The organism is Aeromonas sp. 160P (assembly GCF_055193095.1).
In genome coordinates this window covers 590,749-605,000 of sequence record NZ_JBUXKV010000001.1, presented here as the reverse complement: position 1 = coordinate 605,000, position 14,252 = coordinate 590,749, and the positions used below count along the sequence as shown (strand labels likewise).

General features: G+C 57.6%; 11 protein-coding genes and 2 rRNA genes (1 of these 13 running past the window's edge). 5 read left to right on the top strand and 8 right to left on the bottom strand.

What is annotated here, in order from left to right; all coding sequences use genetic code 11:
- Positions 1–837, top strand: a 23S ribosomal RNA gene (locus ACY8FN_RS02915) (it extends 2,053 nt beyond the left edge of the window).
- 125 nt (positions 838–962) lie between these two features.
- A 5S ribosomal RNA gene (gene rrf / locus ACY8FN_RS02910) occupies positions 963–1,077 on the top strand.
- 43 nt (positions 1,078–1,120) lie between these two features.
- Here the strand turns inward: rrf and ACY8FN_RS02905 are convergent.
- Positions 1,121–2,083, bottom strand: coding sequence for an IS1595 family transposase (locus ACY8FN_RS02905; protein ID WP_463098985.1), 963 nt, complete (start codon positions 2,081–2,083; stop codon positions 1,121–1,123).
- A gap of 227 nt (positions 2,084–2,310) precedes the next feature.
- Between ACY8FN_RS02905 and tcdA the strand changes: the two genes are divergently transcribed.
- Positions 2,311–3,147 (top strand): tRNA cyclic N6-threonylcarbamoyladenosine(37) synthase TcdA, encoded by an 837-nt coding sequence (gene tcdA / locus ACY8FN_RS02900; protein WP_463099187.1) that lies wholly within the window; start codon positions 2,311–2,313, stop codon positions 3,145–3,147.
- A 21-nt stretch (positions 3,148–3,168) separates the two neighbouring features.
- On the opposite strand, the gene ACY8FN_RS02895 is transcribed toward tcdA, so the two are convergent.
- A complete protein-coding gene (locus tag ACY8FN_RS02895; protein ID WP_463099186.1) occupies positions 3,169–3,603 on the bottom strand; it encodes a SufE family protein in 435 nt (144 codons plus the stop codon).
- A gap of 13 nt (positions 3,604–3,616) precedes the next feature.
- Entirely contained in the window at positions 3,617–4,837 is a 1,221-nt protein-coding gene (locus tag ACY8FN_RS02890; protein ID WP_463099185.1) for a SufS family cysteine desulfurase, read from the bottom strand.
- Positions 4,838–5,018: 181 nt separating this feature from the next.
- Here ACY8FN_RS02890 and rep point away from each other — a divergent pair, with 181 nt between their 5' ends.
- Positions 5,019–7,031, top strand: a complete 2,013-nt coding sequence (rep, locus tag ACY8FN_RS02885; protein ID WP_068978113.1) for a DNA helicase Rep — start codon at positions 5,019–5,021, stop codon at positions 7,029–7,031.
- Here rep and ACY8FN_RS02880 read toward each other — a convergent pair.
- The 5 genes from ACY8FN_RS02880 to ACY8FN_RS02860 all read right to left on the bottom strand — a co-directional run bounded on the left by ACY8FN_RS02880 (position 7,028) and on the right by ACY8FN_RS02860 (position 13,095).
- Positions 7,028–9,310, bottom strand: coding sequence for a putative bifunctional diguanylate cyclase/phosphodiesterase (locus ACY8FN_RS02880; RefSeq protein WP_463099184.1), 2,283 nt, complete (start codon positions 9,308–9,310; stop codon positions 7,028–7,030). The genes rep and ACY8FN_RS02880 overlap by 4 nt on opposite strands.
- An 84-nt stretch (positions 9,311–9,394) precedes the next feature.
- Positions 9,395–9,850 (bottom strand): c-type cytochrome, encoded by a 456-nt coding sequence (locus ACY8FN_RS02875; RefSeq protein WP_463099183.1) that lies wholly within the window; start codon positions 9,848–9,850, stop codon positions 9,395–9,397.
- Between the two features lie 197 nt (positions 9,851–10,047).
- Entirely contained in the window at positions 10,048–11,076 is a 1,029-nt protein-coding gene (gene tdh, locus ACY8FN_RS02870) for an L-threonine 3-dehydrogenase (RefSeq protein WP_068978116.1), read from the bottom strand.
- A gap of 68 nt (positions 11,077–11,144) precedes the next feature.
- Positions 11,145–12,335 carry a glycine C-acetyltransferase gene (locus ACY8FN_RS02865; protein ID WP_463099182.1) on the bottom strand — a complete coding sequence of 397 codons (1,191 nt, stop codon included), beginning with the start codon at positions 12,333–12,335 and terminating at the stop codon, positions 11,145–11,147.
- Positions 12,336–12,450: 115 nt separating this feature from the next.
- A complete protein-coding gene (locus tag ACY8FN_RS02860; protein ID WP_101320080.1) occupies positions 12,451–13,095 on the bottom strand; it encodes a TetR/AcrR family transcriptional regulator in 645 nt (214 codons plus the stop codon).
- 158 nt (positions 13,096–13,253) lie between these two features.
- Between ACY8FN_RS02860 and rfaD the strand changes: the two genes are divergently transcribed.
- Positions 13,254–14,207, top strand: a complete 954-nt coding sequence (gene rfaD, locus ACY8FN_RS02855; RefSeq protein ID WP_139717867.1) for an ADP-glyceromanno-heptose 6-epimerase — start codon at positions 13,254–13,256, stop codon at positions 14,205–14,207.
- Positions 14,208–14,252 lie beyond the last annotated feature (45 nt).

Sequence of the window (14,252 nt, the reverse complement as noted above, 5' to 3'; positions counted from 1 at the left end):
GAACCTTTACTACAGCTTGGCACTGAACATTGAACCTACATGTGTAGGATAGGTGGGAGGCTTTGAAGGCGTGACGCCAGTTGCGCTGGAGCCGTCCTTGAAATACCACCCTTGTATGTTTGATGTTCTAACGCAGGGCCCTGAATCGGGCTCGCGGACAGTGCCTGGTGGGTAGTTTGACTGGGGCGGTCTCCTCCCAAAGAGTAACGGAGGAGCACGAAGGTTGGCTAATCCTGGTCGGACATCAGGAGGTTAGTGCAATGGCATAAGCCAGCTTAACTGCGAGACGGACAGGTCGAGCAGGTACGAAAGTAGGTCATAGTGATCCGGTGGTTCTGAATGGAAGGGCCATCGCTCAACGGATAAAAGGTACTCCGGGGATAACAGGCTGATACCGCCCAAGAGTTCATATCGACGGCGGTGTTTGGCACCTCGATGTCGGCTCATCACATCCTGGGGCTGAAGTCGGTCCCAAGGGTATGGCTGTTCGCCATTTAAAGTGGTACGCGAGCTGGGTTCAGAACGTCGTGAGACAGTTCGGTCCCTATCTGCCGTGGGCGTTGGATGATTGAAGGGAGTTGCTCCTAGTACGAGAGGACCGGAGTGAACGAACCTCTGGTGTTCGGGTTGTCACGCCAGTGGCACTGCCCGGTAGCTAAGTTCGGAATCGATAACCGCTGAAAGCATCTAAGCGGGAAGCGAGCCCTGAGATGAGTCATCCCTGACCCCTTGAGGGTCCTAAAGGGCCGTTGGAGACCACAACGTTGATAGGTGGGGTGTGTAAGCGCGGCGACGTGTTGAGCTAACCCATACTAATTACCCGTGAGGCTTAACCATACAACACCCAAGAAGTGTTCTGAGGCTTGTAGCAAATACCAAGCGAACTACTAACTAATTCAGTGATAGCGATGAAGCCACGAGCGACATCGTTATTTACGTCAGCTTTTCAGATTAAGAATTTGCCTGGCGGCCATAGCGCCGTGGAACCACCTGATCCCATGCCGAACTCAGAAGTGAAACGCGGTAGCGCCGATGGTAGTGTGGCATTCGCCATGCGAGAGTAGGACACTGCCAGGCACCCAATTTAAGAACCCCGCTCAATGAGCGGGGTTTTTTATGGCTATGTCCCAATTACGTGTTGCATGGGGTGCCCCAGCGCCTCATGCAAACACGCTTTGATATTCACTCCCTTCCCGTAACGCTCCAGCATCCTGCGCCAACCCAGATAATTCCTCAGATAATGAGTTGCGACGCCATGAAAGCGCACCATCCATTCTTTCAATCGATGGTGATAGCCGTTTACATGTTGAATGTGGAATGCTCCGACCACTCGCTCACCCTGACGATTGCGCACTACTTGATGAGTCACTCCCTGCACTTTACTGAAACTGGCATACACGCCCGCGCCATCGCTACACAGCACGGCATCCGGCGAGACAAGGGGCTTCAAGACCGCGATAACTGTTTCGGCGTTCATCTTTTCCAACTGAAAATCGGCATGATGGCCAGCACGGTCCTGTACCACCATCACCGGAATGTAATCCAGCCCGGTTCCCCGGGTTCGCCCTTTACCACCGCGATGCCGTGCTGGACGCGGCAGTCCCCGTTGCCCCTTGAACGATTCGAGGAAGAAGGTTTCATCGACCTCAACGATACCCTCTTCCCGTGTGGCTTGATGGGCGGCCATCGCACGCAAGAAGCGGTGGCGCCAGAGGAAAGCGGTGTTTTTGCTGACCCCGCAACGCAAAGCTGCCTGGCGGACAGTCAGTCCTTCAATGAGGGCTTGCGCGTAGTCTTCCCAGCATTGGGCTTTACGTAATCTGGCCAAGGGGGTCTTTGTCAACACAGTGCTGGTGCGCAGACACAGTTTGCAACGGTAGCGACGTAGTCCCCGACTCCATCCCCAGGGTGCCAGCTGACTGGCATCAGCCTGACAATGTGGGCAACCACTGCATGCAGGTAGTTGGGTATTGAGTGAGGTAATGGCGTGGGGCGCAGTGAGCTCCTGCCGGGCAACACGGCGTTGGCGCAGAGTAAGCAGTGGAAAGAGAGACAACAGGTGTTGAAAGGCTGGGGTATCCATGATGGTAGACCTCAAGGTGATGGCCTACTTCAAGCTTAGCCTTTCAACACATAATTGGGACAGAGCCTTTTTTATTGGCTGCCATTTAGTAAATTGCCCAAATATTGACCTCTTATTCCCTCTTCTCTGCCGCTTTTTCTGTTTTTCCTCCTCTATTTTCTCCGGATCTGTCATCGCCGCTGGCTGTGGTTGTCGCTATAATGGCCGCCCTCAAGCAAGGTGGTGGTATGAAAGCAGAATATCTACAACGATTCGGGGGCATTGCCCGTCTTTATGGTCAGAACGCCCTGCGTTCCTTTAGCCAGGCCAAGGTCTGTGTGGTGGGGATCGGCGGCGTTGGCTCCTGGGCGGCGGAGGCGCTGGCCCGGGCCGGTATCAACCAGATCACCCTGATCGACATGGACGATATCTGCATCACCAATACCAATCGCCAGATCCACGCCATGCAGGGTACTGTTGGTCGCCTCAAAACCGAGGTGATGGCCGAGCGTATTCGCGCCATCAATCCGGATTGCGAAGTGATCGAGGTGGATGATTTCGTCACCGCCGACAACCTGGCCGAACATATCAAGCGAGAGTTTGACTATGTGGTGGATGCCATCGATTCGGTCAAGGCCAAGGTGGCGCTGATAGCCTTCTGCAAGCGCAACAAGATCCCGGTGATTGTGGCCGGTGGTGCTGGCGGGCAGATGGATCCGACTCAAATCAAGGTGGCCGATCTGGCCAAGACCATTCAGGATCCGCTGGCGGCCAAGGTGCGCTCTGACTTGCGCCGGTTGCACAACTTCAGCAAGAATCCGGCGCGCAGGTTCGCGGTGGAGTGTGTCTTCTCAACCGAGCAACTGAGCTATCCAGATGGCAATGGTGGCACCTGTCAGGCCAAGGCGGCCAGCGATGGCACCATGAAGATGGATTGCGCCTCCGGTTTTGGTGCCGTGACGCCGGTGACGGCAACCTTCGGACTGGTTGCCGCGTCCCGGGTGTTGAAGAAGATTGCCGAGCGGGGCGCCCGCGCCGAGAAAGAGATCGGGAATGAAGAAACAGGGTCGATTAGCGAAGCGTAATCGACCACTGAGCAAGGCGGGTTAGAGCGCCTGCTCCCGGATCGCCAGCACGATCGCTCTGAGCCCGTTACCTCGTGACGGGCTCAAGTGTTTCTCCAACCCCAGTTCGGTGAAATAGCCTTCCATATCAAAAACCTGGATCGCCGCAGACGATTGGTGGTTGAGCGCGGCCAGCACGATGACGATAAGGCCCCGCACGATGCGAGCATCGGAATCACAGGCAAAGTGCCAGCAACCATCCTCGTTTTTCTCTCCCTTCAGCCAGGCTTGGCTTTCACACCCCTTGAGGCGAAATTCCTCCTGCTGCCATTCACCGGGTAGCGCCGGCAGCTGCTTGCCGAGCTGGATGATGAGCCGGTACTGGTTCTCCCAGCCGTGAGCGGTGGCAAACTGCTGGCGGATGGTGTCGGCGTTGGGCTCAAGGCCGATCTGGGTATAGCTTGCGAGGTCACTCATTCGGTTGTCTGCCTTAGAAGAAGTCACTGAGTTTGTGCAGGGCGGCCAGCAGGGCGTCGACATCGTCCCGATTGTTATAGCAGGCCAGCGAGGCGCGCATGGTGCCGCCGATCCCGAGCGATTCCATCAGCGGCATGGCGCAGTGATGGCCGACTCGCAGGGCTATCCCCTGCATGTCGAGCAGGGTGGCGGCATCTTGTGGGTGGATATCCTCCAACAGGAAAGAGACCGCACCGGCGCGCTGGTCGGGTTCGCCGACCAGACGCAGCCCCGGCACCTGCTGCAGGCCGGCGACCAGATAGTCGGTCAGTGTCTCTTCATGGTTGGCTAATGAGCCCCGGTCTTGCCCCATCACAAAGTCGATGGCGGCGGCGAGGCCGATGGCACCAGCGATATGGGGAGTGCCCGCCTCAAACTTGAAGGGCAGAGTATTGAAGGTGGTGCCGCTGAAACTGACTCGATCGATCATCTCGCCACCTGCCTGCCAGGGCGGCATCCGTTCCAGCAGCTCGGCGCGGCCCCACAACACGCCGATGCCGGTCGGGCCATAGAGCTTGTGACCGGAGAAAGCGTAGAAGTCGCAACCTATGGCCTGCACATCCACCTCGAGATGAGCCACCGCCTGGGCGCCGTCGATCAGCGTCACGGCACCAACCGCTTTGGCGGCAGCCACCATCCGGGCGACCGGATTGACGGTACCGAGAGCATTGGAGACGTGAGTCACGCTCACCAGTCGGGTGTGTGGCCCCAGCATGGCGTGATAGGCGGCCAGATCGAGATCACCTCGTTCATCGAGCGGGATAACCCGGATCACCGCACCGGTGCGCTGGGCGACCAGCTGCCACGGGACGATGTTGGCGTGGTGCTCCAGGGTGCTGAGGATGATCTCGTCCCCCGCCTTGAGCTCGCTCATCCCCCAGCTCTGGGCCACCAGATTGATCGCCTCCGTGGTGCCGCGGGTCCAGATCACTTCGTGGCTGTCAGGCGCATTGATAAAGCGGGCGACCGTTTCGCGGGCTGCTTCGAAGGCACGGGTCGCGCGGCCACTCAGGGCGTGGGCGGCACGGTGCACGTTGGCGTTGTCGGCCTGATAGTAGTGAGCAATGGCATCCAACACCGCGTGCGGCTTCTGGGTGGTGGCGGCGTTGTCCAGATAGACCAGAGGGTGGCCGTTCACCTCTTGCGCCAAGGCCGGAAACTGGCTGCGCAGTCGGTCATGCTGTTGCTGATTCATGCTCCCCTCATCATCTGGAAAAAGTCATCATCTCGAAAGGTCGGCCATGATCCTGAAAATAGCGCTCGAACACAAGGCGCGATAAGCCTGATTGGCGGTTGTCTGCCGTGTAGCAGCTACGGCTCGTCGGGTGATTTCTGGTACAATGCCGCCCCTCATCATAAGCCAAGAGATCCGGCCCATGAAGCTCAACCCCAATCAGAACGAAGCGGTCAAGTATGTCTCCGGCCCTTGCCTGGTGCTAGCGGGTGCCGGATCGGGCAAGACCCGCGTCATCACCAACAAGATTGCCTATCTGGTGCAGCAGTGCGGCTATAACGCGCGCAATATCGCTGCCGTCACCTTTACCAACAAGGCGGCGCGGGAGATGAAGGAGCGGGTCGGCCAGACTCTGGGGCGCAAGGAGGCGCGGGGGCTGATGGTCTCCACCTTCCATACCCTGGGTCTCGATATCATTCGCCGTGAGCACAAGAGCCTGAATCTCAAGGCGAACTTCTCTCTGTTCGATGACACCGACCAGCTGGCGCTGCTCAAGGAGCTCACCGAAGACGAGCTCGACAACGACAAGGACAAACTCTCTGCCCTTATCAGCCAGATCTCCAACTGGAAGAACGACCTCATCCTGCCAGCCCGCGCCATGCGCATCGCTCGCGGGCCGGAAGAGGTGTTGATGGCCCAGCTCTATGAGCGCTATCACCGCCAGATGGTGGCCTATAACGCGCTGGATTTTGACGATCTTATCGTGATGCCGACCCTGCTGCTCAAGAGCAATCAGGAGGTGCGCGAGCGCTGGCAGAACAAAATCCGCTACCTGCTGGTCGATGAGTATCAGGACACCAACACCAGCCAGTACGAGTTGGTGAAGCAGATCGTCGGTGAGCGCTCCCGCTTTACCGTGGTGGGGGATGATGACCAGTCCATCTACTCCTGGCGCGGTGCCAAGCCGCAGAATCTGGTGTTGCTGAGTGAAGACTTCCCCAGCCTCAAGTTGATCAAGCTGGAGCAGAACTACCGTTCCAAGCGGCGCATCCTCAAGTGCGCCAACATCCTGATCGCCAACAACCCGCACGTCTATGACAAGGCACTCTTCTCCGAGCTCGATGAAGGGGTAAAGCTCAAGGTGCTATTCGCCAAGAACGAGGAGCACGAGGCGGAGCGGATCGCTGCCGAAATGATGGGCCACAAGTTTATGAACCGCACCCGGTTCAAGGATTACGCCATCCTCTACCGGGGCAACCATCAGTCGCGCATCTTCGAGAAGGCGCTGATGACCAACCGGATTCCCTACCGCATCTCCGGTGGCACCTCGTTTTTCTCCCGCACCGAGATCAAGGACATCATGGCCTACCTCAAGCTGCTGGTGAACGCGGACGAGGACACCGCCTTCCTGCGGGTGGTCAACCTGCCACGCCGCGAGATTGGCCCCACTACCCTTGAGAAGCTTGGTCAGTATGCCAACCAGCGTGGCAAGAGTCTGTTTGCCGCCAGCTTCGAGCTGGGGCTGGAGCAGCACCTCTCCGGCCGTGGTCTCGTGGCTCTGCAGGCATTCACCAACTGGCTGGTGCGGCTGGGCGATCAGGCGCTACGGGGCAATCCGGTTGAGGCGGTGCGGGATATGATCAAGGAGATCCACTACGAAGAGTGGCTCTACGAGACCTCCCCCAGCCCGAAAGCGGCTGAGATGCGGATGCAGAACGTCTCCACCCTCTATCGCTGGATCACCGAGATGCTTGAGGGGGATGAGCTGGAGGAGTCGATGACACTGGCTCAGGTGGTTACTCGCCTCACCCTGCGCGACATGATGGAGCGCAACGAGGGGGAGGACGATGCCGATCAGGTGCAGCTGATGACGCTGCACGCCTCCAAGGGGCTGGAGTTCCCCTATGTCTACATGGTGGGGATGGAAGAGGGCTTGCTGCCGCACCAGACCAGCATCGATGAAGATAACGTGGAGGAGGAGCGTCGTCTCGCCTACGTGGGGATCACCCGGGCCCAGACCGAGCTGACCTTTACCCTCTGCAAGGAGCGGCGCCAGTTTGGCGAGTCGGTACGGCCAGAGCCGAGCCGCTTCCTGCTGGAGCTACCGCAGGATGATCTGGAGTGGGAAAATCAGAAGAAGGTGACGGCCGAGGAGCGCCAGCAGAAAGGACAAGTGGGCATTGCCAATCTGCGGGCGATGTTCAAGAAGGACTAAAGCGGTGGGCTGGCCGGGGCAAGCAGCGGCACTATGTCGGCTCCGGGCATCGGGGGGGAGATGTATCGTCCTTGCCCCATCTGGCAGCCGATGTCGATCAGCTTCTGCAACTGTTGCTGGTTCTCGATCCCCTCGACCACCAGGGTGTAATTAAGATCCTGACAGATATCCCGCATGGCGCGGATCAACGCCAAATCTTTGGGTGACTGCAGCATGCGTTGGGTAAAGCTGTCATCCACCTTGATGTAATCCACCGGAAAGTGAAACAGGGCATTGAGGGAGGAGAAGCCGGTGCCAAAATCATCCAGGCTGATCTGGATGCCCTTGGCTCGCAAGTCATGCAAGGACGCGAGCGCATCGGAATCCTGTCGTGACAATTCCCGCTCGTTGAATTCAAAAATCAGATAGTTGGGGGCAACCCCCACCTCCTCGATGATGGCCATCAGCCGCATGATATGGTCGTGGTTGGCGAGGTGCTTGCCCGAGAGGTTGATGGCGACCTTGAACTTGCTTTGCCCCGAGAACGGCAACCAGTTTTTTAACTGTTGGCAGGTTCGCCGCAGGATCTGGTAATCCAGTTCGAGAATGAGACCGCACTGCTCCGCCAGCGGAATAAAATCAAAGGCATCTTTCAGCACTCCCTCTTCGGTCAACCAGCGTGCCATCACCTCCAGCCCGGTCAGGTGACTGTCTTGCAGCCGGATCACCGGTTGGTAGTAGGGGACGATTCGCCCCTCTCGTAACGCTCTGGCCAGCATCTCCTCCGGTGAATTCCAGTTCTGGTTAATGCAATCTTCCGAGTAGTGGACGATCCGGCTGCGGCCATTGCGCTTGGCCTGATACATGGCCAGATCGGCTTGATGGAGCAGTTGGCTAATATCCGTGGTTTGCTCGGATACGCTCGATACCCCCAGGCTGACGGTAATATTCAGCTCGTTACCTAACAGCCTGAACGGATAGGAGAGGCGGCTGATGATGCGGTTGAGCACCGGGCTGATGTCGTCCTCGTGTTTGCTGCTATCCAGATAGATGACAAACTCGTCGCCACCCAGTCTGGCCACCAGATCATTTTGCCGGATACAGGTCTGCAGCCGGCGGCTGACCTCTTTCAGTAGCTGATCGCCGGCACTGTGGCCCAGGGTGTCATTGATCTGCTTGAAGTGGTCCACATCGATAAAAATCACCGTAAATCCGGGCGATTTGTAGCGATTGTAGTGGGTCATGGCTTGATTGAGGTGGTTCATCAACAGCGCCCGGTTGGGTAGCTGGGTCAAGGGGTCGTGGAGTGCATCGAATTGCAGCCGTCGCTCCAGCTCTTGATGCTGCTTGAGCTGCTTTTGCAATCTGAGGTTGGTCTGGCGCAACTGCTGCAGCCGCTGGTTGATGGAGTCCTCGGTGTTGATGTCGGTGAGTTGCTGACGGATCCGCCTTAACTCCAGCAACAGGGTGAGCTGGCCGCGCAAGAAATCGAGGAACAGCTTGTCATCGGTCTCCAGCGGTTGAGCCGTGCTGATGATGAAGTGGCCGAAATACTGCTGCTGCAGTCGTAGCGGCATGCTGTGCCAGTGTCGTGATTCCCTGTTTACCTCGATATTGCTGGTGCTGTGACATAAACCACTGATGAGTTCATCACTCTGGTGAGGGTGTGCCGGATAAATTTTCTCCAGCTTCTGGCTATTGAGCCTGACCAGCAGCATGTCCTCGATGGCCAGCATCTGGCGCAGAACGGCCTCTAGCTGGGAAAACAGCGCCTGACCCGGCAGGGTGTTGGCTAACCGTATGATGCGGCTGATGCTCTCAATCTTCTTCTTCCAGTTAGGATCTTTACGGAACAACGGAGACGGGAGTTCAGCGAGATGATAGTCCGCTTGGGTTTCGGTCAGCCGTTTGGCCAGACACTCCAGCAGCAGGCGCAGGGTCGGCAGATCTGTTGGCGCGCCGCGCGCCAGTAGCCACTGTATCTGGCCATGCTCGATGGGGAAGACACACCACCCCTCAGCCTCATCCAGCTGGGTGAGCTGATCGGCGATGCGAGATTGCTCCCGGCCGAGTTGCTGTTTGAAGGTGTCGCTCACCTTGTGGGCGTAGATCCAGTTCAAGCCGGTATCGGAGAGGCCCAGCATGCCGAAATGTTGCAGCGGGCAGAGCTGATCAATTTGCTGGATAAGTGCGTCGTAATCCCCTACCGTGGCCGTTTGCTGCGCTGGGAAGTCCATAATGGCAGAGACCAACGCCAGCAGAGGAGTTGAGTAGTGGGGTTCGATGGATTGGGACGACATGAGCAACTCCCGATAGGTCTACCTTACAAGAGTAGTCGGAAGCCGATAGATTGAAAGGGCCGCAAGTGCGGCCCTTTCAAATACTTACAGTTTGTCGATCATGTAGTGAATGGCGTTTTCAATCTCTTCATCACTACAGGTCGTGCAGGTGCCGCGTGGCGGCATCATGCCGGACTTGCCGGTGAAGCCTTCAATGGCATGTTTTTTGAGTGTCGCAATACCCTGGGCGATGCGAGGTTCCCAGACCGCCTTGTCACCCCGTTTGGGGGCACCAGCGGCGCCGGTGGCATGACAGGCAAAACAGGCTCCATTGTATACGGCTTCGCCGTCGCGTGGGCCGGAAGGGGTTGCCGCAGCAGCCGTCGCACTTGCCCCGACAATACCTTCCAGATCCTTGGCGGTATAGACCTGACCGATTGGTTTGACCCGCTCGGCAATGGCTTCCGGCGACATCTCATCGGACGCAAGCACGACTCCAGACAGGCTGGCGGCCGTCATCCCGACAGCCAGCAAATAGCTCAGTTTTTTCAACACGCTCATATACTCCCAGCAGTCTTTTATTATCCCTGTAAACGACGGGATTATAACCGAATAGTTACGGCCTTTTAAACGCTTGTGTGTGAAGTGTTAAACACTCTGCGTACAAAGTTTTGGGCGATATCACGGCAATTCGGACGGTGGAGATAAAAAGAAACCCGGCATTCGCCGGGTTTCGGGTAACCAAACGGTGAAATGGACTATTTGTCCCAGCTCAGGATCACCTTGCCGGAGTGGCCGGAGCGCATCGCATCGAACCCCTGCTGGAATTCGTCGATGTGGAATCTGTGGGTAATGATGGGGGAGAGATCCAGCCCGGACTGGATCAGGCTGGCCATCTTGTACCAGGTCTCGAACATCTCGCGGCCATAGATCCCTTTGATAAACAGCCCCTTGAAGATCACCTTGTTCCAGTCGATGGCCATGGTTGAGGGGGGAATGCCGAGCATGGCGATCTTGCCGCCGTGGTTCATCTTGTCGAGCATCTCCTGGAAGGCGCTTGGCACGCCGGACATCTCCAGCCCCACATCGAACCCTTCGGTCATGCCCAGCTCGCTCATCACGTCGGCCAGCTTCTCTTTGCTGACGTTGACCGCGCGGGTGGCGCCCATTTTGCGGGCCAGCTCCAGCCGGTATTCGTTGACGTCGGTGATCACCACGTGGCGCGCACCGACATGGCGGCAGACCGCGGCAGCCATGATGCCGATGGGGCCCGCACCGGTGATGAGCACATCCTCACCCACCAGATCGAAGGAGAGGGCGGTGTGCACCGCATTGCCAAAGGGATCGAAGATGGCAGCCAGCTCGTCCGGGATGTTGTCCGGCAGCTTGAAGGCGTTGAATGCGGGGATCACCAGATATTCGGCAAAGGCTCCCGGGCGATTAACGCCAACGCCAATGGTGTTGCGGCACAGATGGGTGCGGCCAGCGCGGCAGTTGCGGCAGTGACCGCAGGTGATGTGCCCTTCACCGGAGACCCGATCGCCGATGGCGAAGCCGCGCACTTCCTGACCGATGGCGACCACTTCCCCCACATATTCATGGCCGACCACCATGGGCACCGGAATGGTCTTCTGGGACCACTCGTCCCAGTTGTAGATATGGATATCGGTACCGCAGATGGCGGTTTTGCGGATCTTGATCAGCAGATCGTTGTGGCCGAGCTCGGGGGCCGGCACATCCGTCATCCAGATGCCGACCTCTTTTTTGAGTTTGGAGAGTGCTTTCATGGTTGTTCCTTCATGCCAGTCAATCACGATGAATGCAGAAAAAAGGGGCTGCAGCCCCTTGATTCAAATCAGATAACGCCGAGTTCACGGCCGATGCGGATAAAGGCGTCGATCGCCTTGTCCAGCTGCTCGCGGGTGTGGGCGGCAGACATCTGGGTGCGAATGCGCGCCTGACCCTTGGGCACTACCGGGAAGGAGAAGCCCACCACATAGATGCCGGCAGCCAGCATGCGGCTCGCCATCTCGGAGGCCAGTTTGGCATCCCCCAGCATCACCGGAATGATGGCGTGATCAGCGCCCGCCAGAGTGAAACCGGCGGCGCTCATCCGCTCGCGAAAGTATTGGCTGTTCTCTTTCAGGCGGGCGCGCAGGTCGTGACCTTCAGCCAGCATGTCGATCACCTTGATGGTGGCGGCAACGATGGAGGGGGCCAGCGAGTTGGAGAAGAGGTAAGGACGGGAGCGCTGACGCAGCCAGTCGATCACCTCTTTTTTGCCGGAGGTATAGCCACCGGATGCGCCGCCGAGCGCCTTGCCCAGGGTGCCGGTGATGATGTCGACCCGATCCAGCACACCGCAATATTCGTGGGTGCCGCGACCGTTTTCGCCGATAAAGCCGACGGCGTGGGAGTCATCCACCATTACCAGCGCATCGTATTTGTCCGCCAGATCGCAGATGGATTTGAGGTCGGCGATGACCCCATCCATGGAGAAGACGCCGTCGGTGGCGATCAGCTTGAAGCGGGCACCGTCGGCATTTGCCTGCTTGAGCTGGGCTTCCAGCTCGGCCATGTCGTTGTTGGCGTAACGATAGCGCTTGGCCTTGCACAGCCGCACGCCGTCGATGATGGAGGCATGGTTGAGGGCATCGGAGATGATGGCATCTTCGGTGCCGAATAGGGTCTCGAACAGGCCGCCATTGGCATCGAAGCAGGAGGAGTAGAGGATGGTGTCCTCGGTGCCGAGGAAGCCGGATATCTTCTGCTCCAGCGCTTTGTGCTGATCCTGGGTGCCACAGATGAAGCGCACTGAAGCCATGCCGAAGCCGTGGCTGTCGAGCCCCTGATGGGCGGCGGCGATCAGATCCGGGTGGTTGGCCAGTCCCAGATAGTTGTTGGCACAGAAGTTCAGTACCTGCTCACCGCCGACGGCGATGCTGGCCTGCTGGGCGGAGGTGATGATGCGCTCCTGCTTGTACAACCCTTCCGCTTGCACCTGGTTCAGTTGCTCGGTCAGGTGACGATAGAATCCGTTAGACATCCTCGATCCTTATTGGCTATTTCAGCTGCGTATCAACAGAGGGCGACATTTTACTGCAATCTGTTGCGGCAAATTCAAATGATTGTGCTGATATTCAACAAATGTGAAACAGATCTCACCCAACAGGTTGGGCCAGCTGACGGTAATGTTGTTCCAGCTGGCGGATCTGCGTGGCCACTTGGGGTTGCACATAGGGGCGCAGCAGGAACAGCACCTTCAACACTCCCTGATAGAGCAGCGGTTTGGTGATGCGGGTGTTGGGGGCCTGGGCAATCTGGAACGGGATCCAGCAGGTCACCACCATCTTGATGGTTTGGCCCAGATCCGGCAGGTCTTCATCGCTGACATCGATAATGCCCCCTTCGCGCAGGCTCTTGAGCAGCGCGACCACTGATGCTCGCATCTGCTCCTGAGCCTTGAGGTACTTCTGTTGCAGCGGTTCGTCTCGGCTCAGGATGTCCGGCAGATTGGCGTAGAAGAAGCGGAACTGCCACATCAGATAGAAGATGGCATCCAGGTAGCCCATCAGATCCTGTAGGGTGATTTCACGGTTGCGGGTCGGGATGAAGCTCTCGCTCAGGTGGCGGGCATACTGGTCGAAGATGGAGTGGATGATGTCTTCTTTATTGCGGAAGTGGTAATAGAGGTTGCCCGGGCTGATGCCCATGTGCGCCGCAATATGGTTGGTGGTGATGTTGCGTTCACCCTGATCGTTGAACAGCTCGGTCGCGCTGTGAATGATCCTGTCTCTGGTTTTCATCACTCATTCCTCCAGCGGGTTTCGTCTGGGGGCGATTTTAACAAGGTCGAATCCCCAGACCGCCCGTGATAAACTTTTCGGCAATTTCAAATTGGCTCACTATACACAGCTTTAACAAGCAGTCACATGTAGCCATCAACGTACGAGAGGCAAACTCCATGATCGTAGTAACTGGCGGTGCTGGCTTTATCGGCAGCAATCTGGTCAAGCAGCTGAACGCTCAAGGACGGACCGATATCGTGGTCATTGATGACCTGACCGACGGCACCAAGTTCGTCAACCTGGTCGATCTGACCATCGCTGACTACATGGATAAGGAAGAGTTTCAGCACCGTATAGTGTCTGGTGACGATTTCGAAGAGTGGGATGGCATCGAGGTGATCTTCCATGAAGGCGCCTGCTCTGCCACCACCGAGTGGAACGGCAAGTTCATCATGGAGGTCAACTACGAGTACTCCAAGGATCTGTTCCACTACTGCATCGAGCGCGAAATTCCGTTTATCTACGCCTCCTCTGCCGCAACCTACGGTGGCCGCAACGACAACTTCATCGAAGATCCCAAGTTCGAACAGCCGCTCAACGTCTATGGCTACTCCAAGCAGCTGTTTGACCAGTACGTGCGCCGCTGGATCCCCGAGATCAACTCTCAGGTGGTCGGTCTGAAGTACTTCAACGTCTACGGCCCGCGCGAGCAGCACAAAGGCTCCATGGCTTCCGTCGCCTTCCACCTCAATACCCAGGTGAAGAAGGGTGAGAATCCCAAGCTGTTTGAAGGCTGTGACGGTTTCCCGAACGGTGGCCAGATGCGTGACTTCATCTATATTGACGACGTCTGCAAGGTAAACCTCTGGTTCTGGCAGAACCCGCAGCACTCCGGCATCTTCAACTGCGGTACCGGCCGTGCCGAGCCGTTCCAGAATGTGGCCGAAGCGGTGATCAAGCATCATCAGAAGGGGGCTATCGAGTACATCCCCTTCCCGGATCACCTCAAAGGTCGCTACCAGAGCTTCACCCAGGCTGACATGACCAAGCTGCGCAGTGTCGGTTATGACGCCGAGTTCAAAACCGTTGCCGAAGGGGTAGCGGATTACATGGCCTGGCTCAACCGCTAACGGGCGAGCACAACGCGGCAGCTTGAGCGCAAAACCGGAAGTGGG

What these genes read in the sequence shown, in the direction of transcription:
- ACY8FN_RS02905 (WP_463098985.1), bottom strand. Translation starts at nt 2,083, where the DNA reads ATGGATACCCCAGCCTTTCAACACCTGTTGTCTCTCTTTCCACTGCTT.
- tcdA (WP_463099187.1), top strand. Translation starts at nt 2,311, where the DNA reads ATGAAAGCAGAATATCTACAACGATTCGGGGGCATTGCCCGTCTTTAT.
- ACY8FN_RS02895 (WP_463099186.1), bottom strand. Translation starts at nt 3,603, where the DNA reads ATGAGTGACCTCGCAAGCTATACCCAGATCGGCCTTGAGCCCAACGCC.
- ACY8FN_RS02890 (WP_463099185.1), bottom strand. Translation starts at nt 4,837, where the DNA reads ATGAATCAGCAACAGCATGACCGACTGCGCAGCCAGTTTCCGGCCTTG.
- rep (WP_068978113.1), top strand. Translation starts at nt 5,019, where the DNA reads ATGAAGCTCAACCCCAATCAGAACGAAGCGGTCAAGTATGTCTCCGGC.
- ACY8FN_RS02880 (WP_463099184.1), bottom strand. Translation starts at nt 9,310, where the DNA reads ATGTCGTCCCAATCCATCGAACCCCACTACTCAACTCCTCTGCTGGCG.
- ACY8FN_RS02875 (WP_463099183.1), bottom strand. Translation starts at nt 9,850, where the DNA reads ATGAGCGTGTTGAAAAAACTGAGCTATTTGCTGGCTGTCGGGATGACG.
- tdh (WP_068978116.1), bottom strand. Translation starts at nt 11,076, where the DNA reads ATGAAAGCACTCTCCAAACTCAAAAAAGAGGTCGGCATCTGGATGACG.
- ACY8FN_RS02865 (WP_463099182.1), bottom strand. Translation starts at nt 12,335, where the DNA reads ATGTCTAACGGATTCTATCGTCACCTGACCGAGCAACTGAACCAGGTG.
- ACY8FN_RS02860 (WP_101320080.1), bottom strand. Translation starts at nt 13,095, where the DNA reads ATGAAAACCAGAGACAGGATCATTCACAGCGCGACCGAGCTGTTCAAC.
- rfaD (WP_139717867.1), top strand. Translation starts at nt 13,254, where the DNA reads ATGATCGTAGTAACTGGCGGTGCTGGCTTTATCGGCAGCAATCTGGTC.